Consider the following 22,385-nt stretch of genomic DNA (forward strand, 5'->3'; position numbering starts at 1 on the left):
CTCGCTTTGGGCGTCCACTGTAGGCGACTCTGCGCGCCGGCGCCTCAGCTTCGCGGCGTCGCGCGGGGACAGCACGCCGCCGATTCGCCGGGAAGATCGGACTGGACCGAGATGTCGCGCAGGTCGACGCCCTCCGCCCGCTCCAGGAGGATGGGCGACCACGACTCGCCCGTGCCCGCGCCGCGGATGCGGCAGTTCCGGATCACGGTGTCGCGGTAACGCAGCACGCTGACCACTCCGTCGACCTCGCTGCGGCCCCAACCGGCGGCGCGGACCGCGTACAACGGGCCGTGCCAGTGCACGCAGACGTCCGAGATGTCGATGGCCGTGCCGACCACGTCCGAGGTCACGAAGCGGTCGGTGTTGTCGCCGGGCAGCAGCCGGAAGCCCATGTCGACGTCGCGCAGGCAGGCGCCCTCGACCCGGACGTCGTGCACCGAGCTCAGGTAGAAGCCCTCGATCGCGTCACGAACCCGCAGGTCGGTGATGGTGAGGCGGTGCGGGTGGTAGGTCGGGCCGGTGATCGTCGAGACATCCGTGCCGACCGCGCCCCAGTGCACGGCGACGCCGGTGTAGCCGCCGCGGATGGTGAGGTCGTGCAGAGTGATGTCGTGGACGGCACCCATGAGCGCCACGCAGTTCGCGTGTTTCTCGATGGGGCGGTCCACGTGCACGCGCCGGACGTCGACGCGGGCGATCCAGTCGGGGGTCTGCTCGTAGAGGTAGTCGCCGACGGTGATGGCGGTGCCGCGGTCGCCGCCGTGTTCTCCGGGGTCGGCCGGGGGCGGCCGCAGGCCCAGGTCGCTCACCGACACGTCCGAGCCGAGAATGTGCAGGACCGGGTGCCCTGTGGTGCCGGTCGACTCCAGCCAGGTGCGCGGGCGGCCCCCGTTCGCGCCGACGACCTCCGAGCCGCGGATGGTCCAGCCGCCGGGAACGCGCAGGCCGTCGCGGACCACGTAGGTGCCGGGCGGCAGCTCCAGCTTGCCCGCCGGCACGGTGTCCAGCGCCTCCTGGAGCAGACGGCGGTTGCGGTCGGGGTCGGCCCCGAGCGCCGGTCGGTGGATCACCGGCCCGGCACCGCGATGCGGCACGACAGCCCTCGGTCGCCGGTATCCAGACCGATCAGAACCGGACCCTCCGACGGAGTGGTCCGGCGCAGTTCCCACGCTGCGGCTTCCCGCTGCACCGGCTCGAGATCCACGGGTACGCCGGTGAGCAGGTCGAACGCACGCACGCCGGTGGCGGAGCCGGGGCGGGAGCGGTGCACCTCGGCCAGGACCCGGTTGCCGGCGCGGCGGGCGGCCCGGAGCACCTTGAAACCGGCCCGGGCGGGCTTGCGGCGGGTCAGCTTCGTCGACGGCGAGCGGGGCAGCGGCGGCGCCGGGGTGACCGGGGACAGCTCCAGCCGGAACCGATCGGGGCCGCCGGGTGGTAGCAGGGCCAGGTCGCAGCCCGTGGGGCCGTCCGGCACCGGTGTTGCGGTCGTGGCCGGCCGCGCCCGTACCGAAATCTTGTCGATCCGCACGCCCAGCGCGGAACGCGCGGCGACCCGGCCGTGCACCCACTCGGGCCGCGGGGGTTCGGCCAGCTCGACCATGAGCAGTCCGTCGCTGTCGAGCTCGGCCGCGGCGAGGTCGAACTCGACCGTGACCTTCGCTCCCCCGGCGCGGCGCAGGCCTTGCCGCCGCGCCAGCACGGCGGCACCGCGCAGCTCGCCCTGCGCCCGGACCAGGACCAGCCGGGGCAGCTCGGGGGCGAGCCGCGGCGGGCGGACCCGGTCGGACCACCACCGGGTGGCGGTCTCGTCGAGGTGGATCACCACCGAGACCCGGGTCGGCACGCCCGGGCTGCTGACCTTGAGCCCGACCGCGCCGTGGTCGCCGGTGACCCGCCCGACGATGGCGGTGCCGCGCACGACCTGGTCGACGATGCACAGGCCGGGGTCGCGGCCGCTGCCGACCTCGACCGGCAGGCCCTCGATGACGTGCTGCGGCTCGTCGTAGTCGGTGGCGAACCACGAGCCGATCATGCGCGGAAGTCCGTCCTGGTCAGCATCGGTTCCTTGCGGGTCCACATGCGCTCGACCGAGGCGTAGAGCGGATCCGCGTCGGCCTCGATGTGCCGGAAGGTGGCGCGCATGGTCTTGAGCAGCGTGTCGGCCGGCCAGACCTCCCACTGCGGCACCAGCGGCGTCACCACGTCGGTGCCGCTGCGGTAGAGCCAGAGCCACAGCCGGGCGCGCCGGACCTGCTCCTCGCTGACCAGGTCCACGCCGTCGCGGATGGCGGTGATGCTCTGCTCGAGGGTCTTCCAGTACGCATCCTGGTCGTCGACGACCGTGGAGAGCCCGCACGAGCTCCACTCCGACCACCCGGCCTGGATCACCGGGATGCCGTACGCGGGCAGCTCGTTGCTGACGCTGCCACGAACCGTGACGCCGAGGTCGGTGAGGCTCCACAGCGCGTTCTTGCTCAGCGTGGCGCTGGGCCGGAAGGCGACGTGCTTGACGCGCTTGTACTTCGCCGCGACCGAGTCGAAGAAGCCGGTGGAGTCGTAGAGCGCCTGGCTCGGGTGGTCGAGGAACAGCCACTGGGCGCCGGTGTTCTCCGCCGCGTGCGCCGCCGTGTCCGCGAACCAGTCGGCGAGGCTAGGGAACAGCTCGCGGTTGGTGCCGAGCGCATCCGAGACAGCGTGGTTGAAAACGGTCACGACCGGCCGCTCCGGGTCGAAACCCAGCCGGTCCACGACGTGGGTGCGCAGCCGGGCCCGCTCGGCGGGGTTGCTGAGGTCGACCGAGGCGGTCACGCCACCGCGCCACCAGCTGGGCCGCCCGAGGTTGACCTTGGCCCGCCAGGCGACCAGCTCGGCGCTGGGCCGCAGCTCCTCCCGCCGGGACCAGACCTGAGTCTCGAAGACCTCGCCGATCTGCCGGGTGAGCTCCTCCCGGAAGGTGCCGGTGCCGGTGTCGCTCTCCGGGAAGAGCCCGTACGCCTTGAGGCAGCCGGTCTGCTGGGTGTGGATGATCGGGATCCCGGCGCGGCGGGCCGACTCGACGGCGAGTCCCCACTGGTCGTAGTCGACGTGGCTGGTGACCAGCCCCACCACGTTGCGCCGCATCAGCTCGTCGTAGAAGTCGGCGAGCCGGGTGGCGTACGTGTGCCGGAGTTTGTAGTCCGTCCGCGCCCGGTAGCCGTCGGGCAGCCGCGGGACCTTGGCCAGCCGGCAGTAGGTGGCATCGGTGTACGCGACGATCGTCTCGTCGTCCCGGGCCGGGGTGCCCGACCGGCGCACCCGGTCCCAGACGTCGATCACCTCGGAGGCGGCGAAGGCCTCCGAGACCTTGCGGACCACGTCCACGTCGAAGCCGCTCCACAGCGTCCTCGACCACTGGTCCTCGACGCCGGTCAGCACCACCATCCGCGCCGGGTGCAGGCGCCGGATGGCGTTGGCGAACGCCAGGTTGCGCAGGTTGACGCGGATGTCCTGGTGGAACGCCTCCACCACGACCACCGCGTCGTCAGCCGGTCGCGGCAGGTTCTTCTCCCAATACACCGCTGCCGACTCGAGGAACCACTGGAGTTCCTTCGCGTTCGCGTTCAGCCACACCGTTACTCGCGCCTCTCAGATCAGGTCCCAGGACAGCGGCGTGCCCTTGGCCGCGTCCCGCTGGAAGGTGCGCCCGAGCACCATGCCGATGGCGTCCGGGGCCAGGCCGCCGGTGGGCCGGATGGAACGGACGTTGTCCTCGGTGACGGGGTCGCCGGCGTTGACGTCGGTCACCACGTAGAGCGAACGCCGGAATCGCAGTCCCTCCTGCTCCGCCTCGGTGGGTCCGATGGCGGTGGTGCCGAGCGCCTGCCAGGCCCGCTCCGACTCGACGACGAGAGCTTTCAGCTCCTGCGGCTCCAGCGAGAAGGCGGAGTCCACGCCGCCGTCCTCGCGGTCCAGCGTGATGTGCTTCTCGATCAGGCAGGCGCCGAACGCCACGCTCGCGACCGGTACGCCGATGCCGAGCGTGTGGTCGCTCAGGCCGATCGGCACCCGGAAAGCCTCGGCCAGCACCGGGATGCGGCGCAGGTTGGTGTGCTGCGGCGGGGCCGGGTAGGAGGCGGTGCAGGAGAGCACGACGATGTCCGTGCAGCCGGCGCCCCGGGCGGCGTCCACCGCGGCGGCGATCTCCTGCACGCTCGCCATGCCGGTGGAGATGATCAGCGGCTTGCCCGTGCTCGCGCAGAGCCGGATCAGCGGCAGGTCGGTGATCTCGGAGGAGGCGATCTTGTACATCGGCGCGCCGAGCTTCTCCAGCAGCTCCACCGCGGTGCGGTCGAACGGGCTGGAGAACGGCGTCAGGCCGCGCTCTCGGGCCCGTTCGAAGATGGCGTCGTGCCACTCCCACGGCGTGTGCGCTCGCTCGTACAGCTGGTAGAGGTACTCGTCGCCCCACAGCTCATGGCCCTGGGAGATCTGGAACCGCGGGTGCTTGACGTCGACGGTCATCGTGTCGGCCGTGTACGTCTGGATCTTGATGGCGTGCGCGCCGGCGTCCGCGGCCGCGTCCACCAGGGCGAGGGCCCGGTCGAGGGAGCCGTTGTGGTTGCCGGACATCTCGGCCACGATGTACGGCCGGTGCCCCGCACCGATCTCCACGTCGTCGACGATCAATGCTCTCTCACTCTCTCGGTCCACACCACGGTCTGCGGCGTGCCGTCGATCAGCCGTTCGTAGCGCTTCGTCTCGCGGAACCCGAAGCGCCGGTGCAGGGCCAGCACCTGGGCGTTCGTGGCCAGCGTCTCGCCGCCGAGCCGCTCGAGGCCGAGCTCGTCGAACGCGTACCGGACCGCCGCCTGCTCGAGCCGCATCCAGGTCGCCAGCAGGGTGCCGCCCAGGCCCGCGACGTCGAGGTAGAAGCTCCAGCTCGGCGGATCCTCACGCAGGTCGAAGATGACGACGCCCTTGTCGTCGAAGATCAGGATGTGCCGCCGCGGGTCCCCCATCGCGGCTTCCCACCACTTCGCGTGCTCCTCCGGCGAGATGACGTGGGTGGTCAGGCTGACCGCGCGCACGTCGGGGTGGTTGCGCCAAGTGAGCACGGTGTCGCGATCAGCATCGACAGCAGCACGCAGCACTCGGGGCACACCTCTCACGTTCTCCTCGTGGAGGCGTCACCGTATGGTCGCCGCCTGAGCCTGCTGTGGCGCGGAGGCAAGGGCCGGGCGAACCGCAGGTGACAGCTCGGGGTCGCGCTTGCCGATCCGGTACGCCTGCCGCAACCCCGCGTAGAGCGGGTAGCTGCCGATCCGGACCAGGCGATGCTTCACCCCCGGGTGGCCCGGATAGTCGGCCGGCAGGTAGCGGCGGTAGTGCGTGACCAGGCGCTTGAAGAAGGCGCGCCGCCGCCCGGGCGGGAGACGGCCGTCGTTGCCGGCCACCACCAGGAGGTGGTTCACCATCAAGGTGAACAGCTGGTGACGCAGCCACGGCTCGGGATCGCGGGCGGCGACCCAGGCGAGCATGCGGTCGTACTGCTCGAAGGCCTCGAAGTGGCGCTCGCTGCGGGTGGCGGTGATCGCGCCCAGGCGGCCGATCCGGTAGTGGTAGCAGACCCGGTCGAGGACGGCGATGCGGTCGGCGGCGATCAGTACCGGGTTGCTGAACGGGACGTCCTCGTACCAACCGGGCAGGAAGCGCAGGTCGAGCTCCTCGAGCAGCCCGCGGCGCACGATCCTGTTCCAGGCGGTGTGCTGGAGCTTGATGAGGCTGGTGAGCCGCGAATCCTTCAGCACGCCGCTGCTCGCGTCGGGCTCCAGCCGGCCGTTCTCGTGCACCCGCAGATGGTCGACCAGCAGGACGTCGGGCCGCTCCGCGCGCAGGCGGTCCAGCACCGCGCGGACCGAGCCGGCCGGGAGCCAGTCGTCGCTGTCGACGAACCAGACGTACTCGCCCCGAGCCTCGGCCAGGCCGGCGTTGCGGGCGAGCCCCAGGCCCACGTTGTGGCTCAGGTGCACCACCCGGAGGTCGCCGTGGCGGTCGGCGTACGCGTCCAGCATCGCCCCGCACCCGTCCGGCGAGGCGTCGTCGACCGCGATGACCTCGACGGCTGCCGACTCCCCGGCGGTCAGCCCGGCGCGGATCGACTCGAGGCACTGATACAGGTAGCCCTCGACCCGGTACACCGGCACGACCACCGACAGCAGCACGGTATTCATACCGATCACGCTCGACCCCCCGGATGACGAAAGGTCAAACGTCGGCTGTCCGGAATGCGTCCGCGGTGAGGCGGACCGCAAATTCTCACGCCGGCGGCCCGGCGACCGATGGGTCCGGTACCGAACCGGAAGCTGAGGGAGTGAGCGTGCACAAAACCGACCGGCTGCTACGCGCCTCCGGCATATGCGCGCTCGTCGCGGCCCTCTGGTTCACCGCCAACGTGGTCCACCCGGTGGGGCCGCGGGTGCTGCTGTGGGTGCCGACCGCCGTGTCCGCCTGTTTCCTGGTCGCCGGCTTCGTGCGGACCGCGCGGACCGAGTCGCTGCTGCCGGCCACCCGGCGATTCTGGCAGCACCTGACGGCCGCCGCGGTGGTCATCGGCATCGGGGTGTCCTCGCAGGCGATCGACGTCCTGGCCGAGGCGCGCCCCCACGGTCCGCAGACCGGGCCCGTCATGCTGGTCGGCTCCGGCCTCGGCGTGCTGATCATCATGTACGCCCTGTTCCGGCTCCCGCTCGGCCGCCAGACCTCCGGCGAGATCCTGCGCGTGGTGCTGGACGCGGGGACGCTGATGCTTGCCGCCGCCGTGTTCCTCTGGCACTTCTCGACCCGCTCGGCCCTGAACAACGGCGACGACACCGGCATCTTCCTGTCGCTGATGGTCACCATCATCGCCCTGCTGGCCGTCTTCGCGGTCGCGAAGTTCGTGCTCTCCAGCCACTCGCACGTCGACAACGAGGCGCTGCGGCTGCTCGCCGTCGCCATGTTCGTGGGCGCCGTCGCACCGATGTTCCGCCCCTGGTTCGAGGCGCTGGACCCGCACCTGTTCCCCGACATGGTGAGCACCCCGATCGTCTACTACATCGCCCTGCTCGCCGCCGCGCGTCAGCGGCTGGCGCCCGGCGGCAAGCGGCGGGGGGCGGTGGCGCCCCGGCCGCGGTCGTTCAGCCTGCTCCCGTACGCGGCCGTCGCCGCCGTCGACGGGCTGCTCGTGGCGGTGACCTGGTCGGACGGCGCGGACGAGATGGTCGTGGTCGGCTCCGCGGTGCTGCTCACCGCGCTGGTCGTGCTGCGCCAGCTCACCGCTTTCCGGGACAACAGCCGGCTGCTGGCCCGCCTCGACCACAGCGCCACCCACGACGGCCTGACCGGGCTGCCGAACCGGGTGCTCTTCCACAACCGTCTCGAGAAGGCTCTCGCCACGCCGGGCGACCGCCCGGTGGCCGTCGCCCTCATCGACCTCGACGACTTCAAGGAGGTCAACGACACCCTCGGGCACGAGGTCGGCGACCTGCTGCTGATCGGGGTGGCGAAGCGCCTGGAGGCCTGCGTCCGCGTCGAGGACACCGTGGCCCGGCTCGGCGGCGACGAGTTCGTCGTGGTGCTCGACGACGCCGACCCGGCCGCCGCTGACCTGGCCGCCGAACGCATGATGAACGCCCTGCGCCAGCCGGTGTACGCCGACGGCCACGAGCTGCCCATCCGGGCCAGCATCGGCATCGCCGACGGGCGTACCGGCGACCGGCCCTCCGCGCTGCTGCGCCACGCCGACATCGCGATGTACGCGGCCAAGAACCTACACGGCACGGCCTGCCTGCACTACGACCCGAGCATGTCGGTCAGCGGCAGCGACCTGGGCACCGAGCTGCGCGACGCGATCGCCACCGGCCAGCTCTTCCTGCTCTACCAGCCGATCGTCTCGCTGGACGACGGCCACATCATGGGCGCCGAGGCCCTGGTGCGCTGGGCCCACCCGGTCCGGGGCACGCTCGCGCCGGACGCGTTCATCCCGATCGCGGAGCGCACCGGCCTGATCGTCCCGCTGGGGCACTGGGTCATGCGTACGGCCTTCGCCCAGCTCGCGGAGTGGAACGTCCTGCACGGCGACGCCGCCCCGCAGGTGCTGAACGTCAACGTGTCGGCCCGTGACCTGCGCGAACCCGGCTTCGCCGAGCACGTGGCGGGCCTGCTCGCGGAGTTCGGCCTGGCCGCCGAGCGGATCGTCCTGGAGATCACCGAGACGATGGCGCTGGAGCCCGGGCCCTCCGTGGTCAACCTGCTCCGGCTGCGCGCCATGGGCGTACGCGTGTCGCTGGACGACTTCGGCACCGGCCACTCGACGCTGACCCTGCTGCACGACTGCCCGATCGACGAGATCAAGCTGGACCGCTCGTTCACCCAGTCCGAGGTCGACGACCGCCCGCCGGTCTCGGCCGCGGTGATCCACCTGGCGCAGGCGCTCGGCCTGCACGCGGTGGCCGAGGGCGTGGAGACGGCCGACCAGGCGGAACAGCTGCTGTCGCTGGGCTACATCGCGGCGCAGGGCTACCACTTCGCACGCCCGATGCCGCCGGCCCGGCTCAGCGAGCTGCTCGCCGCCAAGCAGTCCCTGATCCCGGCCGCGGAGACCGTCTCGACGTCGTAACCGCTCGGGAAGGGTTGCTTCGTCCGCACCCGGGGTACATCGCGGACGTAGGCAACGCTTCCCCGGGAGGTTTCGATGGGCACCGACGACAAGATCGACAACAAGGCCGAGGAGCTGGGCGGCAAGGTCAAGGAGGGCGTCGGCAAGGCGACCGACGACGAGAAGCTCGAGGCCGAGGGCAAGGTCGACCAGAGCAGCTCGAAGCTCAAGCAGGCCGGCGAGGACATCAAGGACGCCTTCAAGAGCTGACGTCCCGCGCATCGAAGGGCGACCGCCACGGCGGCCGCCCTTTCGCGCGTCTCAGGCCGCGGGAACGAGCTCCCGCTCGTCGTCACCCGCCGGCACCGTCGCGGGCGGGGGCGGCTCGTGCGCCACCTGCGGGAGCCAGGACAGCCAGCGCGGCAGCCACCAGTTTCGCTCGCCGAGCAGCGCCATCACGGCCGGGAGCAGGACCGCACGGATGATCGTCGCGTCGAGCAGCACGGCGGCCGCCAGCCCGACGCCGAGCTCCTTGGTCGAGATCAGCGGCAGCGTCGCGAACAGCGCGAACACCGCCACCATCACCACCGCGGCACTGGTGATGACACCGGCCGTGCCACCGATGCCGCGGGCCACCGCCTCGCGGGTGGGCAGCCCGCGATCGTGCCCCTCCCTGATCCGGCTGAGTACGAACACGTGGTAGTCCATGGATAGTCCGAACAGGATGATGAACAGGAACAGCGGCATCCAGTTGGTGATGCCGCCGGCTGCCCGGAAATCCAGCAGCGACTCGAAGTGGCCGTACTGGAAGACGTAGACCAGCATTCCGTACGCCGCGGCGACGGAGAGCAGGTTGAGCACGACGCCGGTCGCCGCCACGACGACCGAGCGGAAGGAGACCAGGAGCAGCACGAACGCCAGGCCGAGGACGAAGCCGAACACCCACGGCAGCGACATGTGCAGCCGGTGGTTGAAGTCGACGTTGCTCGCGGTGTCGCCGGTGACCGCCACCGTCACATCGGGGAGCCTGCCGAAGGCCTGCGGCGCCACGGTCGTCCTGAGCGTCTCCAGCGCTTCCTCCGACGTACGGTCGCTGCCGCTGCCGGGCAACCCCACCGAGACCACCGCAACCGTGCCCGCCGGGTTGACCCGCACGTCGATCGGCTCCCGGAGCCGGCCCGTGCCCGCTGCCGCCTTCTTGAATCCGACCAGCGCGGCCTGGAACTCCGGACCGCGCACGGTCGGCGCCTGCACGACCACCTCGGCGGGCGAGGTCTCGCTCGGGAAGGCGGCGTTGATGCGGGTGAACGCCTGCACGGCGGGGGCATGCGGGGAGAAGTCCTCCAGCCCCTCGCCCTTCGTCCGCAGGTCGAGCATCGGCGCCGCGAGCGCCGCGAGGGCGGCGACCGCCACCACGGCCGAGAGCAGTGGTTTCGCCAGCACGATCCGTAGCACCGCGTTCCAGACGCGCCCCTCGCTCCGACGCCGGTACAGCCCCGGGATCTTCATGGCGTCGACCCGGTCGCCCAGCGCCGAGAGCAGGGCGGGCAGGACGGTCAGCGAACCCAGGACGGCGGTCGCCACCACGAGGATCGTGCCCACCGCGAAGCTTTGGAACGTCGCGTCGTACGTGAGGAACATCCCGGCCATGGCGACGATCACGGTAAGCCCGGAGACCCAGATGGATCGGCCGGAGGTCTGCGCCGCGATGACCAGGGCGCGGTGCGGATCGGCGCCCCGGCGGCGCTCGTCGCGTTCCCGGCGGATGTAGAAGAGGCAGTAGTCGACCCCGACGGCGAGGCCGACCAGGAGCATGACGTGCATCGTGGTGTCGACGGCCGGCACCAGGCGGCTCGCCCCCGCGAGCAGGCCGACGGCCGCGATCACGGCGGTGACGGCCAGCCCGACCGGCAGCAGCGCGGCGACGACCGCGCCGAACGCCACGAGCAGAATGCCGAGGGTGATCGGGATGGACAGCATCGACAGCCGGTTCAGGCCCTTGTCGAGCGAGTCGCCGATGAGCTTCTCGCCGCTCGCGTCGCCGGCCTCGGCGACGTAGAGGCCCGGGTGCCGCTCCTGCACCCCGGCGACCGCGTCGAGCAGCGGCTGGACCCGCTCCTTGGCAGTCTCGGCATCGCCCTTCATCGTGAAGGGGATCAGCGTGGAGGTGCCGTCCGGCGAGACCAGCGGCGGGCTGAGGTCGGCGACCTCGGCCTGCGCCTTCAACGTCCGTGTCACGTCGGCGACCGCGGCGTCACGGCGCGCACCCTGCACGAGAACCATCTCGCCGGCCGGCCGTGCGGGAAACCCGGCCTGCTCCACGATCCGATCCGCCCGGCCCGACTCGCCGTGCCCCTGATCGCCGGCCGTCGCCTCCCTGGTGCCGAGGTGTCCGCTCAGGACGGTGATGCCGACGACGAAGGCGATCCAGCCGAGGATCGCCAGAGTGCGGTGCCGGGCGCTCCACACTGCGGCACGGGCCGCTATCCCGGTGATGTTCTCCCTGTGCTTCATGACATCCGACGCTAGGAATTCGGGGGCGCCGGGACGACCCGGCCAGCCTGCCGATGTGGGTAGGGCTAGCACCACCTCTGCATGCCAGGCTGTCTGCATGTGGGAGATCGTGACGACCGGGCTCTCGGGCGCACTGGTGACCCGGCGGGCCGGTGTCTACCGCAAGGCCTCGGACGATCCGGGCCACGACCTCGTCGCCGAGGGCGAGCGCCTGACCTGGCTGCGCGCCCGCGGCATCCCGGCGCCCGAGGTGCTGACCTGCCGGCCCGGCCTGCTCGAGACGGCGGAGGTGCCGGGGCGTCCCGCGTCCGACCCGTGGCCCGCCGGGGACCGCCCCCGGGTCGTCGACGCGCTCGCCGACCTGACCCGCCGCCTGCACACGCTGCCGGTGGCGGACTGCCCCTTCGACCGGCGGCTGGCGGTCACCGTCCCCGAGGCCCTGGCCGCCGACGTGGCCCTGGACATGCTCGACGCCGAACGCGCCGGCTGGACCCGCGACCGGCTCGTCGCGCGCCTGCTCGCCACCCGCCCGTCCGTAGCGGAGGATCTGGTCGTCTGCCACGGCGATCTCTGCCCGCCGAACGTCCTGCTCGACCCCGCGAGCTGCGAGGTGACCGGCGTGATCGATGTGGGCCGGCTGGGCGTGGCGGACCGCTGGACGGACCTGGCCCTGATGACCCGATCGCTGCCGGACGACGGCGATCGCTTCCTCGCCCGGTACGGCATCCCGCCCGACCCGGCCAAGCTCGACTTCTACCGGCTGCTCGACGAGTTCTTCTGACCGGTCAGCTCTGCAGGTACGTCAGCACGGCGAGCACGCGGCGATGCTGCTCCTCGTCCGGCGGCAGGTCGAGCTTGGTGAAGATGTTGCGTACGTGCTTCTCCACGGCGCCCTCGGTCACCACGATCTTGCGGGCGATGGCGGTGTTGGACCGTCCCTCGGCCATGAGGCCCAGCACTTCGCGCTCGCGCGGCGTCAGGTTGCGCAGGGGGTCGTCGCGGCGCCGCCGGACCAGGAGCTGACCGACGACCTCCGGGTCGAGGACGGTCGCGCCGCCGGCCACCCGCCGCAGCCCGTCGAGGAACTCCCCCACCTCGGAGACCCGGTCCTTGAGCAGGTAGCCGACCGCACCCAGCCGGTCGGCGAGCAGGTCGTCGGCGTACTCGACCTCGACGTACTGGGACAGCACCAGCACCGGGCTGCCCGGCACCCGCTTACGGGCCTCCACGGCGGCGCGCAGGCCTTCGTCGGTGTGGGTGGGCGGCATCCGTACGTCGACGATCGACACGTCGGGCTCGTGCGCGACGATCGCCTCGACCAGCGCCGGACCGTCACCGACCGCGGCCACGACGGTGAAGTCGTTCTCCTCGAGCAGCCGGACCAGGCCCTCCCGCAGGAGCACGGCGTCGTCGGCGATCACCACACGCATGCCGTGGAGCCTAGCGAGCCGGGCCTGTCCGCAACGTGACAGCCCGGCGCCGGGGGACCCCTCAAGCTGGGGGCGAATTCTCCAGCCCGGACAGGTGGTCACGGTGAGCCAGATCTTCATCTCGTACCGTCGAAGCGACAGCGCCGCGGACGCGGGCCGCCTCCGGACGACGCTCAAGGACCTCCTCCGCGGCTGTGCCATCTTCATGGACACCTCCTCCATCGAGCCGGGGGCGGTCTGGCCCGACCGGCTGCGGCAGAGCCTCACCGACGCGACGGCCGTCCTGGTGGTGATCGGACCCGACTGGATCCGGGCGGCCGACGAATGGGGCGAACGACTGATCGACCAGGAGACCGATTGGGTACGGCGGGAGATCGAAGCGGCCCTCGGCTCCGGGAAGCCGGTGATCCCGCTCCTGGTCCGGGACGCCCGCATGCCACCGGCCGAACGATTGCCGGCGGCCGTCGCCCCGCTCGCGGAGCGGCAGGCCGTGGAGCTCCGCAATGCGTACTTCGAGCACGACGTGGGCCTGATCGTCAGCCGGATCCGCGCCCTCGATGACGCGGCTGCCGGCTCGGTGACCGGCGGGCCGTATCCCGTGGCGCCTCCCGAACTGCCCGATCCGCTGAGCGAGGACAAGCTGCGCGTGGCGCTGGAAGGAGCGCTTCGTCACTGGCGCCTCGTCGAGAGCCCCTTGCCCGAAGATCCGTCCAGGACTCGCGTGGAGCTGTGCCGGGAGTTCCACTTCCGCACGTTCCGGGACGCCATCTCGTTCATGAACGAGGTGGCACCGGGTTGTGACATCGCGATCCATCACCCTCGGTGGGAGAACATCTGGCGCTCGCTGCGGGTTGCCCTCACGACCTGGGACATCGGCCATCGGGTCTCGGACCGCGACGTCCAGCTGGCGAAGTACTTCGACCGGGCGTTCGAGGAGTTCCCGGGAGCGGCGTGAACCGGCGCGGTGGTCCGGCCGTTGTTGCGAGGACCGCCGCCCCGACATCGCGGCCGGCAGAGGAACGCGAGGACCCCGATGGCAGTGGGCAAGCTGCGCAAGGCCGCGGCGGTCGGCGACGCCCAGAAGGCGATCACCCAGCCGAACGCGACGCACATCGTGCTGGCCGCGATCAGCCTGATCGGCTTCGGGCCGGTGGTCGCCATGGCCCTGCTCCTGCTCATCGTGATCATCGCGATCACCGGTTCCGCGGTGTCGCAGCCCGATCCCAACTCCTCCAGCGGCGCCGGGGACTTCGCGAGCGCGTACGTCGGTGGCGACGGCAAGGGCACGCTGGCCGAGGACAAGCTGCCCGACAAGGGCCTGGCGGCGCCGCTCAAGGCGGCGGCGAAGGAATGTGATCTGCTCAGCCCCGCCGTGCTGGCCGCGCAGATCGACGTGGAGTCCGGCTTCGACGCGAAGAAGGCCGGGCCGGACGGGGAGAAAGGCATCTCCCAAGTGCCGGCCGAGGCGTTCAAGAAATTCGGCAAGGACGACGATGACAACGGTACGGTCTCCGCTCTCGACGCCGGGGACTCGATCCACGCCCAGGCCAGGTACCTGTGTTCCCTGGGCGACGAGGTGCAGCGGCTGCTCGACGAAAAGAAGGTGATCGGCGACAAGCTGACCCTCACGCTGCTGGCCTGGGACAAGGGCATCGACCACGTCCGGGAGGTCGGCGGCATCAGAGGCGTCGACCTGCGGAGCTACCCGTTCCAGGTGCGGTCGTTGTTCGCGAACTACGTGACGGGAGAGCCCGAACCCAGCGGCTCGGCCACGTCCGGCTCCGCGAAGCCGCCGGCCGGTTCGGGCCCGATCACCGAGGCGCTGTTCGACGAGATGTTCCCGGGGCGCAACCCGCTCTATTCGTACGCCGGCCTGGTCGCGGCCATGGGCAAGTTCCCGGCCTTCGCGGGCACCGGCGACGACACCCTCCGCAAGCAGGAGCTGGCGGCGTTCCTGGCGAACGTGAGCCACGAGTCCGGGGGCCTGAAGCACGTCGACGAGATCAACACGGCGAACTGGGGACACTACTGCGATGCCGCTCGGCCGTACGGGTGTCCCGCGGGCCAGGCCGCGTACCACGGCCGCGGGCCGCTGCAACTCAGCTGGAACTACAACTACAAGGCGGCGGGCGACGCCCTCGGCGTCGACCTGCTGAACGAGCCGGACAAGGTCGGCACCGACCCGTCGGTGGCCTGGCAGACGGCCCTGTGGTTCTGGATGACCCAGAGCGGCGCCGGGCCCACGCCGGCTCACGCCGCGATCACCGGTGGCGCCGGGTTCGGCGGAACGATCCGCAGCATCAACGGCGCGCTGGGGTGCAACGGGGGCAATGCGGGCCAGGTCCAGAGCCGGGTCAGCCTCTATCGCACCTTGACCGGCAAGCTCGGCGTGGAGCCCGGCGACAGCATCATCTGCTGACGTTTGTCAGGATCCCACTTGCTCGCCCTGTGCCGTGGCCGGCCGCCGTCCTATGGTCACGGCGGCAGCGCCGTGACCACGGGACCGGTCACGAGGAAGTGTCCATGGGGGATGGAAGACACTCAGCGACGAGGGCCGGACGCCGGAAGGCGTCCGGCCCTCGGTGTTCACCGCTTGAGCGTGAAGGTGAAGTCGCCGGAGAGCTTGCCGCTCAATCGGACCGCGGAGACGAGCTTTCCCGCCGCGATCAGGCGCTCGACCTCGGCCCGCGTAAGCTCGCATCCCTCGGCGATCAGTCGCACCGGCCGGACGGGGATGCGCGCCGCGAAGCGGACCGAGACGTCGACCACCTCGCGGTCCAGGTGGTCCGATCCCCCGGTGTCGAGCCGCCAGGCGCCGTCCCAGTCGAGAGCGATGCGGTTACGGCGTACCAGGACCGGGTCCTGGAGCAGCTCAGCTGTCAGGCCGGGGTCGTTGTCGTGGAGCCGGTCCAGCAACTCGGGCCGTACGGAACGCACATTCGTCCGTTCCAGGATCGTGAGTTTTGCCGTTTCCCCGCACGCGGTGCAGAGCACGAGGAGCCAGGCGTCGAGAAGTTTGTGGTTGGCGTTGACGCGGAATTTGCCACTCGCCCGGAAGCGTTCGGACGCGCACGTATGACAGCGGCGGAGAACGAGCGGCAGGCAGGTCGGAACGACCATCCAAGTGATGGACATAGAGGTACACCGGTTTTCAGTGAGAAGTCCGCAGCAAAGGGAAGCGCGGCGCACAAGGCGCGACGCGCGACGAAATCAGCGCTCGGGAGGTCTCACAGGGTGTACAACGGCACGTCCTTGCCTAGACGACTTCGTTCGCCGCACAGTAGTGGCGCACGGCGGCGCCGTTCCACCGGTTTAGCGGTCGTCCCCGTCGTGGGCGCCGGGCAGCGCGCCGGAGACCACGTTGCCCGCGTGACGGGCGGCGCTCGGCGCGGCCTGGGAGGCGTGCCCGGCGACATGACCCACCGCGGCCGCCGCGGTTCCCACTGCCGTGGCAGCGCCGCGCACCGCCCCCGCGGCGATTCGCGCGCCGCCGCTGCGGCCCGAGGAACCGTTGCTGCCCGAGGAACCGTTGCTGCCGGACGAGCCGTCGGTGCCCTTGCCGCCGGTCGCGCCCTTGCCGCCCTGGGAGCCGCGGGCGCCGGCGGCGGAGGCGCCGCTCGGGCCGCCCCGCTTGCCGCCGCCCGCCAGGGACGCCGCGCCCCCCGCACCCGCGGCGATCGCTCCGGTGGCCAGTTTGCCGGCGGCACCCGCTCCGCCCGCGGCCACGCCGGACACGCCGTCGGACGCGCCGAGGGCGGCCGCGGCCGGTACGACCAGGCGCAAGAGGGCGGGGAGCGCCACCGCGGACAGCAGCAGGACGCCGCAACCGGCGATCTTCTGCTGGTCGCCGTTCGCGCTCGTTGAATTGATCATCACTGTGCCGGCGTAGATGACGAGGCCGGTCGCCGGTTTGAAGACCAGCCAGGCGACGAGCCAGGCGACATGCTTGCGCCACCACGACGCGCCCCATTCCGTCATCGAGGCCGCCGCGGACAGGGGCAGGGTGGCCGTCAGCACCACCATCACGCCCAGGCGGATGTAGAGCAGGATGACGTGGATGATGCCCGCGATGATCAGCAGCAGGCCGACGATGATCAGCAGGAACGCCGTGCCGCCGCCCGTGCCGCACTCGGCGATGGTCTTGATCTGCTCCTTGACGCCCGCCTCGTAGAGGTAGTTCGTGTAGGTGTCGCCCTCCTTCGCGAGCCGGGTGATGACGAACGACGCGGCGCCGCCGACGAGGATCATCTTCACCAGGCCCTTGAGCGCCGTGATGCCAGCCTGCCCGCGGCGTTCCAGGGCCATCCGTGCGGCGGCGAAGAGCAGCGACGCGACGGCGATGGCGACCACCAGCCAGTTGAGCTGCGTACTGATCTTGGTGACCGTGGCCTCGTCGCCGAAGGTCGGGATCTTGTTCGCGACGTCCGAGAAGAGGCTGATCGCCGCCTTCAGGATCGCGCTGGCGATCGAGCTGAGGATGCCGTCGATGCCCTGGTCGAAGAAGGAGACGGCGCCCGACATGCTGCCGAAGTACATCGGATCGCCGCTGGAGCATTCCGCCATGTCACACCTTCCACATCACGAAGCCGCCGTTGGCCGTGACGGCCGTGACCGGCGTGTGCAGCTCGCCGCCGGACAGCGGCCGGAGCTTCCAGTCGCCGCCGTCCCAGGCGAGGTCGAAGTCGGCGGTTCCGTAGACGGCCGGCGACTGCCGGATCAGCAGGCGCACCGTCGCGGACTCCGGGGCGTACGACAGGAGCATGAAGCCGGCGAGCGTGTTGGCCGTGTACTGCGTCGACGAGACCGGCAGCGAGGACCTGCGGGCCACGAACACGTCCCGGTCCACGCCGGCGACGACCTGCTGCTCGGTCACGGTCTTCCACTCGGCGCCGCTCATGTGCCGGGGGATGACGTTCGCCGCCATGACCGCGCCCATCGGGGTGTGCGCGAAACACCACAACACCGTCCCGCTCTCCTGCACCGGCCCGGCCGACGGCGACACCGGGATCTTCGCGCCGTTGAGCGGTCGCCAGGTCACGTCGTCCGGTGCCCGCTGCGGCGGGCGCTGATCTGCGTCGTCGGTACGGCACCCCGCGGGGCGGGACTGCCCGTCGGCGACACCGGCGCCCAGTGGTCCGGCTGCCGCCGCACGCTCGCCGTCGGATCCGCCCCCGGAGACCCCGGCCAGGGCGGTGACGACGCCCGAGCACAGCACCAGCACGAGGAACGCGGCCGACAGCTGCCATCCCCGTTGCTGCCAGAACGGCCGGTCGTCCGCCGTACGGAAATCGATTTTGCCCATCAGAAGAAGAAGTTCACGACCGGACCGGCGACGGAGACGAGCACACAGCCGCCGAGCACCATGCCGAGCCGGCTCATGTGTTCCGAGGTCTCGCCGCGCTTGTGCGAGATCGCCATCATCATGCCCGTGATCAGGACGCCGGCCACGCCGGCCGCGGTGCCGGCCCAGGCGACCAGGCCGAGGCCCTTGCCGACCGCGGTGATCAGCTCGTTCGGCGCGGTCTTGACCGGCGTGGGGACGCCCCCGCCTCCGCCGGGCGGCGCCGGTTCGGCGAGCACTCGCCCCATCGCGGAGTAGTAGAGACCCGACATGGACATGGTTTCTCCCCTTGGGTGTGGATGGTGAGCAGCGCGGGGCGCGCCGCTCAGACGAGGTCGAGGAAGGAGACGATCGGCCCGGCGGTCGTGCCGATGAAGCAGCTGACGGCGACCAGGAAGGCGCCTCGCCAGTGGGTGCTGAACTCGCCCGGTTCGCCCCGCCGGAGCTGCAGTGACATGCTGACGCCGGTCACCACCAGACCCGCCACGCAGCAGGCGCTGACACACCAGGCGAGCAGGCCGAGCAGCGACATCATGTCGCTGTTGGGATCGTTGACGTCGATCGCGTACGGGGACATCGGCTTCTCGGAGAACTTCTGCCCCGGTGCGTCGCTGGTCGGTACGTGACAGTCCACTTTGGTGGCGTTGATAATGCCCTCCGCGGTGCACTGATGACCGCCGGTGATGACGTTCCCGTCGTGGGTGTGCTCCCCGAAGATCTCGAAGTCGAGGTAGACGGCGTCGCCGTCCTTGTACTCGATATAGAGGGTCGTCGTCTTGCGGGTCATCAGCCGGCCGGAGCAGCTGCGCTTCGTCCCGGAGGTCGTGGTCCTGATGCAGAACTCGACGTCCGCGCCCATCTTGTTGTCGACGTCGACCTTGTAGACGTTCCCGGACTCGGGGACGTTGCAGGACATGCTCGGCGACGTGACCGTGCCGGTCAGCTTGCAGTTGGAGGCGCCGGTGATCAGGTTGCCGTCGTGGGTGTGCTCGCCGAACACCTCGTAGTCGAGATAGACCTGGTCACCCTGCTTGTAGTCGATGTATAGCGTGTCCGTCTTGCGGGTGTTGATCCGGCCCGTGCAGTCGCGTACGACCCCGGAGGTGGTGGTGCGCAGGCAGAATTCGACGTCCGCGCCCATCTGGTTGTCGACGTCCAGCTTGTACTTGTCGTCGGCCCGGGCCGGTGCCGACGCGAGCGCACCGAGCCCGACCGCCGCCAGGGCTGCGATGACGATGACGGCGATCCACCGCCACGCCCTGGTCGTCACCGTCTGCATGCGAAGCCGCTCCTCCCGGCGCCTGGTCCGGCCCCGTTCGGACAGCAACAACGGGCGCCCGGGCACGCCGGTTCATGGGTCGCGGATTTTTCAGGCGGCGGCGACGACGGCGTGGACAGCCGCCGCGATGTCCTCCAGCGGGTCGTCGTGATCCCCGCTGAGGTGGTTGCGCATCGCCGCCACGGCCAGGCCGAGCTCGGGGTGGAAGCCGGTGAGCCCGCCGCCCGCACTGCTCCAGCCGATGCGCGTACTGCCGGGCTGGGCGGCGTACCCGAGGGTCTTCGGCAGGTCGGCGCCGATGGTGTGGTCGGGGCCCGTCGTCTCCACGGTGCTGATCACCTTGAGCCGCTCCGGGGAGATCAGCCGTACGCCGTCCACCTCCCCCATCAGCGCGGCGTACACGCGGGCGATGCCGCGCGCGCTCATGACCGCGGTCGACGGGATGTCGGCGCGCATCAGGTCGCGACGGTTCGCAAGGCTGGCGTCGGGGCGTACGCCCGGCGGGAAGACCCGGTCGAAGTGCTCGACCCGGGCGCTGAGCCGGTCCAGCGCCGCCGACCAGCTGCGGTCCTTGAGGCGGGCGACGCGGTGCACCAGCGCCGGGGGTACGCCGAAGAACAGCTCGCGGTCGACGCCGAGCGGGTGGGCCACCTCCTCGGCGAGCACCTGGCTGATCGGCCGGTGCGTGACCCTGCGGACCACTTCGCCCAGCAGCCAGCCGTACGTCCACTCGTGCAGGCCGTGCCGCGTACCGGGTTCCCACACCGGCTGCGCACCCGCTATGGACCGGCACATCTTGTCCCAGTGCACCAGGTCCTCCGGCATCGTGTACGCCGGCAGCCACGGCACCCCGGCCTCATGGAGCAGAAGGTGCCGGAGCGTGGTGTCCTGCTTGCCGTGCCGCCCGTACTCCGGCCACACGTCGGCGACGCGCAGGTCGTAGTCGAGCTCCCCGCGCTCGGCCAGCAGGTGCACCACTGTGCTGGCGAGGCCCTTGCCGGACGCGAAGTTGAGGAACGGGGTGTCGGGGGTGACCGGCGCACCGGTGGCCTCGTCGGCGAGCCCCGCGGCGGCGTTCACGATCAGCCGCCCGTCCAGGTACGCGGCGACCTGCACGCCGATCTCACGCCCGCCGTTCACCAGCGCGTCGAGCCGTCGCTGCACCTGCTCATGCAGGCCGGTCCCCTTTCCCACGAGGTCAGCATCGCGCACCGGCCACACCCGGAGGAGGGGAATCGGGTGAGGTTAACCCTACCTCCGGTCGGGCGGTCTGCGGGATCGGCTGGAAGGCGCCCGGTGACTAGCGTCGACGCCATGACCACCAGCATCGCCGCGGCGCCCCACTACCGGTCCCCCGTCCGGCGCCTCGTGCGGCAGATCGGGCTCGACACCCAGTTCATCCTGCTCGGTTTCCCGCTGGGCATCATCACCATCGTCCTCTGCGTCACCGGGTTCGCCCTCGGCGTGGGCACCGCGGTCATCTGGGTCGGCGTTCCGGTGCTGCTCGGCACGCTCATGCTGGCGCGCGGCTTCGCCACCGTCGAGCGGGCGCGGATCGGTCCGGTGCTCGGACGGCGGCTGCCGCATCCGTACTACAAGCGGGCCCGTGCGGGCGCGAGCTTCGGCAAGCGGGTGCTGATCCCGCTCAGCGACGGCCAGGCCTGGCTGGATCTGCTCCACGGCGTGTTCCGGTTCATCCCCAGCACCATCGCGTTCTGCTTCGCGGTGACCTGGTGGGCGGGCACGCTCGGCGGTCTGACGTTCCCGCTGTGGGACTGGTCGATCCCGCGCGGCCCGGACGACACCGACCTCCCGGAGCTGCTCGGCATGGGCGACGCCTGGTCCACCCGGGCGATCTTCTACCTGGCGCTCGGCTTCTTCTTCCTCGGCACCCTCTATCCGGTGCTGCGCGGCACGGCCCTGCTGGAGGCGCTGTTCGCCCGGGCGTTGCTGAGCGGCGTGACCGAGCTGCGGGAGCAGGTCGCCGAGGCGGAGGCCGCCCGCGACACCGCCCAGGCCCAGAAGGCGGCCGCCGTCTCCGCGGAGGCGACCGCGCTGCGGCGGCTGGAGCGGGACATCCACGACGGTCCGCAGCAGCGACTGGTACGCCTGGCGATGGATCTCGGCCGCGCCGAGCAGCAGTTCACCACCGACCCGGAAGCGGCGCGGGCGACGGTGGCCGAGGCGCTGGCCCAGACCCGCGAGACGCTGGACGAGCTGCGTGCCCTCTCCCGGGGAATCGCGCCGCCGATCCTGGTGGACCGGGGCCTGCAAGCGGCGCTGACCGCGCTGGCCGGGCGCAGCACCGTTCCGGTGGACCTGGACGCGCCGCCGATGTCCCGGCTCGACCCGGCGGTGGAGACCACGGCGTATTTCGTGGTCGCCGAGGCGCTCACCAACGTGGCGAAGCACAGCCACGCGGCGGAGGTGCAGGTCAGCGTCCGGCGCGCGCCGACCGCACTGATGATCACGGTTGCCGACGACGGTGTGGGCGGGGCGAGCCTCGCCAAGGGGCACGGCCTGGCCGGGCTGGCGGACCGGGTCGAGGCGGCCGGCGGGGTCATGAGCGTCGAGAGCCCCGACGGCGGCGGCACCACCCTCACCGCGGTTCTTCCGCTCTAGTCGGCGGGTTTGCGCGCCCCGGCCGAGCGCCGGGGCGCGGCCGAGCGTGGCGGCGCCGTCCGCATCCGGTCGCGGACGCGGCCGAGGATCTCCGTGATCGCCGCCATGTCCTTGCGGTTCAGCGAGCTGAAGAGCAGTCGCTGCACGACCTCGATGTGCCCCGGCATGACCCGTCCGAGCAGCTCGCGACCGCTCGGCGTGAGGGTCACGACGGTGCTGCGCTCGTCGTCCTCGGCGGGCGCCCGGGTGATCAGGCCGGCCTTCTCCAGCTGGGCCGCCTGGTACGTGAGGCCGCTCCGGCTGTAGACGAGGCCGTCCGCGAGATCGGTCATGCGCAGGTGACCGGCCGGCGAGCCGGCGAGCCGGGCCAGGATCTGGAACTGCGGGCCGCTGAGGCCCCCGTCCTCCCGCAGCTGCTGCTCGACGGCGTGCTCGAGCAGGCTGCCGACCTCCTTCAAGGCGAAGTAGGCGGCGAGCTGTTCCGCGTTCAGCGTGGCATCGGTCACGCCGTATTCTACTTGCTTCGAATTCGAAGCGTGCTACGGTCGCCACATGCTTCGAGTTCGAAGCAAATGATCGGAGGAG

21 protein-coding genes are annotated in these 22,385 nt (G+C 71.1%); 6 read left to right on the forward strand and 15 right to left on the reverse strand.

Features of this window, described 5'->3' with window-relative positions; genetic code table 11:
* Positions 1-44: 44 nt before the first annotated feature.
* Genes ACIBO8_RS32515 through ACIBO8_RS32540 form a run of 6 tightly spaced genes read right to left on the reverse strand, consistent with a single transcriptional unit; the run spans position 45 to position 6,209 of the window.
* Positions 45-1,070, reverse strand: coding sequence for a hypothetical protein (locus ACIBO8_RS32515; RefSeq protein ID WP_396119244.1), 1,026 nt, complete (start codon positions 1,068-1,070; stop codon positions 45-47).
* Positions 1,067-2,032, reverse strand: a complete 966-nt coding sequence (locus ACIBO8_RS32520) for a hypothetical protein (protein WP_396119245.1) — start codon at positions 2,030-2,032, stop codon at positions 1,067-1,069. The genes ACIBO8_RS32515 and ACIBO8_RS32520 overlap by 4 nt, the downstream gene beginning before the upstream one ends.
* Positions 2,029-3,609 (reverse strand): hypothetical protein, encoded by a 1,581-nt coding sequence (locus tag ACIBO8_RS32525; protein WP_396119246.1) that lies wholly within the window; start codon positions 3,607-3,609, stop codon positions 2,029-2,031. The genes ACIBO8_RS32520 and ACIBO8_RS32525 overlap by 4 nt, the downstream gene beginning before the upstream one ends.
* Before the next feature lie 15 nt (positions 3,610-3,624).
* A complete protein-coding gene (pseI, locus tag ACIBO8_RS32530; protein ID WP_396119247.1) occupies positions 3,625-4,665 on the reverse strand; it encodes a pseudaminic acid synthase in 1,041 nt (346 codons plus the stop codon).
* Positions 4,662-5,138 carry a GNAT family N-acetyltransferase gene (locus ACIBO8_RS32535; protein WP_396119248.1) on the reverse strand — a complete coding sequence of 159 codons (477 nt, stop codon included), beginning with the start codon at positions 5,136-5,138 and terminating at the stop codon, positions 4,662-4,664. The genes pseI and ACIBO8_RS32535 overlap by 4 nt, the downstream gene beginning before the upstream one ends.
* Before the next feature lie 27 nt (positions 5,139-5,165).
* Positions 5,166-6,209, reverse strand: coding sequence for a glycosyltransferase family 2 protein (locus ACIBO8_RS32540; RefSeq protein ID WP_396119249.1), 1,044 nt, complete (start codon positions 6,207-6,209; stop codon positions 5,166-5,168).
* Between the two features lie 146 nt (positions 6,210-6,355).
* Here ACIBO8_RS32540 and ACIBO8_RS32545 point away from each other — a divergent pair, with 146 nt between their 5' ends.
* Both ACIBO8_RS32545 and ACIBO8_RS32550 read left to right on the forward strand, forming a co-directional pair.
* On the forward strand, positions 6,356-8,635 hold the full coding sequence (locus tag ACIBO8_RS32545) for a putative bifunctional diguanylate cyclase/phosphodiesterase (RefSeq protein WP_396119250.1): 2,280 nt from the start codon (positions 6,356-6,358) through the stop codon (positions 8,633-8,635).
* A gap of 75 nt (positions 8,636-8,710) precedes the next feature.
* Positions 8,711-8,884, forward strand: coding sequence for a CsbD family protein (locus ACIBO8_RS32550; RefSeq protein ID WP_366152452.1), 174 nt, complete (start codon positions 8,711-8,713; stop codon positions 8,882-8,884).
* Positions 8,885-8,935: 51 nt separating this feature from the next.
* On the opposite strand, the gene ACIBO8_RS32555 is transcribed toward ACIBO8_RS32550, so the two are convergent.
* The gene (locus tag ACIBO8_RS32555; protein ID WP_396119252.1) at positions 8,936-11,128 is read right to left on the reverse strand and encodes an MMPL family transporter; all 2,193 of its coding nucleotides are present in this window, start codon (positions 11,126-11,128) and stop codon (positions 8,936-8,938) included.
* A 97-nt stretch (positions 11,129-11,225) separates the two neighbouring features.
* On the opposite strand from ACIBO8_RS32555, the gene ACIBO8_RS32560 reads away from it, so the two are divergent.
* Positions 11,226-11,909, forward strand: a complete 684-nt coding sequence (locus ACIBO8_RS32560) for an aminoglycoside 3'-phosphotransferase (RefSeq protein ID WP_396119253.1) — start codon at positions 11,226-11,228, stop codon at positions 11,907-11,909.
* 4 nt (positions 11,910-11,913) lie between these two features.
* Here ACIBO8_RS32560 and ACIBO8_RS32565 read toward each other — a convergent pair whose 3' ends face one another.
* Positions 11,914-12,558: a response regulator gene (locus tag ACIBO8_RS32565; RefSeq protein ID WP_396119254.1), complete on the reverse strand. Its 645-nt coding sequence runs from the start codon at positions 12,556-12,558 to the stop codon at positions 11,914-11,916.
* A 103-nt stretch (positions 12,559-12,661) separates the two neighbouring features.
* Here ACIBO8_RS32565 and ACIBO8_RS32570 point away from each other — a divergent pair, with 103 nt between their 5' ends.
* Both ACIBO8_RS32570 and ACIBO8_RS32575 read left to right on the forward strand, forming a co-directional pair.
* A complete protein-coding gene (locus ACIBO8_RS32570) occupies positions 12,662-13,513 on the forward strand; it encodes a 4a-hydroxytetrahydrobiopterin dehydratase (RefSeq protein WP_396119255.1) in 852 nt (283 codons plus the stop codon).
* A gap of 78 nt (positions 13,514-13,591) precedes the next feature.
* Entirely contained in the window at positions 13,592-14,977 is a 1,386-nt protein-coding gene (locus ACIBO8_RS32575; protein ID WP_396119256.1) for a glycoside hydrolase family 19 protein, read from the forward strand.
* Positions 14,978-15,144: 167 nt separating this feature from the next.
* On the opposite strand, the gene ACIBO8_RS32580 is transcribed toward ACIBO8_RS32575, so the two are convergent.
* The 6 genes from ACIBO8_RS32580 to ACIBO8_RS32605 all read right to left on the reverse strand — a co-directional run bounded on the left by ACIBO8_RS32580 (position 15,145) and on the right by ACIBO8_RS32605 (position 20,372).
* Positions 15,145-15,693 carry a DUF1062 domain-containing protein gene (locus ACIBO8_RS32580; RefSeq protein ID WP_396119257.1) on the reverse strand — a complete coding sequence of 183 codons (549 nt, stop codon included), beginning with the start codon at positions 15,691-15,693 and terminating at the stop codon, positions 15,145-15,147.
* A gap of 177 nt (positions 15,694-15,870) precedes the next feature.
* Positions 15,871-17,121 carry a hypothetical protein gene (locus tag ACIBO8_RS32585; RefSeq protein WP_396119258.1) on the reverse strand — a complete coding sequence of 417 codons (1,251 nt, stop codon included), beginning with the start codon at positions 17,119-17,121 and terminating at the stop codon, positions 15,871-15,873.
* 1 nt (position 17,122) lies between these two features.
* Entirely contained in the window at positions 17,123-17,860 is a 738-nt protein-coding gene (locus tag ACIBO8_RS32590) for a hypothetical protein (protein WP_396119259.1), read from the reverse strand.
* The gene (locus tag ACIBO8_RS32595) at positions 17,860-18,177 is read right to left on the reverse strand and encodes a hypothetical protein (protein WP_396119261.1); all 318 of its coding nucleotides are present in this window, start codon (positions 18,175-18,177) and stop codon (positions 17,860-17,862) included. The genes ACIBO8_RS32590 and ACIBO8_RS32595 overlap by 1 nt, the downstream gene beginning before the upstream one ends.
* A gap of 47 nt (positions 18,178-18,224) precedes the next feature.
* Positions 18,225-19,178 (reverse strand): hypothetical protein, encoded by a 954-nt coding sequence (locus ACIBO8_RS32600; protein ID WP_396119262.1) that lies wholly within the window; start codon positions 19,176-19,178, stop codon positions 18,225-18,227.
* Between the two features lie 90 nt (positions 19,179-19,268).
* Positions 19,269-20,372: a serine hydrolase domain-containing protein gene (locus tag ACIBO8_RS32605; RefSeq protein WP_396119263.1), complete on the reverse strand. Its 1,104-nt coding sequence runs from the start codon at positions 20,370-20,372 to the stop codon at positions 19,269-19,271.
* 120 nt (positions 20,373-20,492) lie between these two features.
* Here ACIBO8_RS32605 and ACIBO8_RS32610 point away from each other — a divergent pair, with 120 nt between their 5' ends.
* Positions 20,493-21,800, forward strand: coding sequence for a sensor histidine kinase (locus tag ACIBO8_RS32610; RefSeq protein ID WP_396119264.1), 1,308 nt, complete (start codon positions 20,493-20,495; stop codon positions 21,798-21,800).
* On the opposite strand, the gene ACIBO8_RS32615 is transcribed toward ACIBO8_RS32610, so the two are convergent.
* Positions 21,797-22,306 (reverse strand): MarR family winged helix-turn-helix transcriptional regulator, encoded by a 510-nt coding sequence (locus tag ACIBO8_RS32615; protein WP_396119265.1) that lies wholly within the window; start codon positions 22,304-22,306, stop codon positions 21,797-21,799. The genes ACIBO8_RS32610 and ACIBO8_RS32615 overlap by 4 nt on opposite strands.
* Positions 22,307-22,385 lie beyond the last annotated feature (79 nt).

The sequence above is a fragment of the Actinoplanes sp. NPDC049681 genome, from assembly GCF_044465265.1.
In the GTDB taxonomy this organism is placed as follows: domain Bacteria; phylum Actinomycetota; class Actinomycetes; order Mycobacteriales; family Micromonosporaceae; genus Actinoplanes.

Excerpts from the sequence above, each read along its gene's own strand:
- ACIBO8_RS32520 (WP_396119245.1), bottom strand. The coding sequence starts at position 2,032 with ATGATCGGCTCGTGGTTCGCCACCGACTACGACGAGCCGCAGCACGTC.
- ACIBO8_RS32540 (WP_396119249.1), bottom strand. The coding sequence starts at position 6,209 with ATGAATACCGTGCTGCTGTCGGTGGTCGTGCCGGTGTACCGGGTCGAG.
- ACIBO8_RS32550 (WP_366152452.1), top strand. The coding sequence starts at position 8,711 with ATGGGCACCGACGACAAGATCGACAACAAGGCCGAGGAGCTGGGCGGC.
- ACIBO8_RS32555 (WP_396119252.1), bottom strand. The coding sequence starts at position 11,128 with ATGAAGCACAGGGAGAACATCACCGGGATAGCGGCCCGTGCCGCAGTG.
- ACIBO8_RS32560 (WP_396119253.1), top strand. The coding sequence starts at position 11,226 with ATGTGGGAGATCGTGACGACCGGGCTCTCGGGCGCACTGGTGACCCGG.
- ACIBO8_RS32565 (WP_396119254.1), bottom strand. The coding sequence starts at position 12,558 with ATGCGTGTGGTGATCGCCGACGACGCCGTGCTCCTGCGGGAGGGCCTG.
- ACIBO8_RS32575 (WP_396119256.1), top strand. The coding sequence starts at position 13,592 with ATGGCAGTGGGCAAGCTGCGCAAGGCCGCGGCGGTCGGCGACGCCCAG.
- ACIBO8_RS32580 (WP_396119257.1), bottom strand. The coding sequence starts at position 15,693 with ATGTCCATCACTTGGATGGTCGTTCCGACCTGCCTGCCGCTCGTTCTC.
- ACIBO8_RS32585 (WP_396119258.1), bottom strand. The coding sequence starts at position 17,121 with ATGGCGGAATGCTCCAGCGGCGATCCGATGTACTTCGGCAGCATGTCG.
- ACIBO8_RS32590 (WP_396119259.1), bottom strand. The coding sequence starts at position 17,860 with ATGGGCAAAATCGATTTCCGTACGGCGGACGACCGGCCGTTCTGGCAG.
- ACIBO8_RS32595 (WP_396119261.1), bottom strand. The coding sequence starts at position 18,177 with ATGTCCATGTCGGGTCTCTACTACTCCGCGATGGGGCGAGTGCTCGCC.
- ACIBO8_RS32600 (WP_396119262.1), bottom strand. The coding sequence starts at position 19,178 with ATGCAGACGGTGACGACCAGGGCGTGGCGGTGGATCGCCGTCATCGTC.
- ACIBO8_RS32610 (WP_396119264.1), top strand. The coding sequence starts at position 20,493 with ATGACCACCAGCATCGCCGCGGCGCCCCACTACCGGTCCCCCGTCCGG.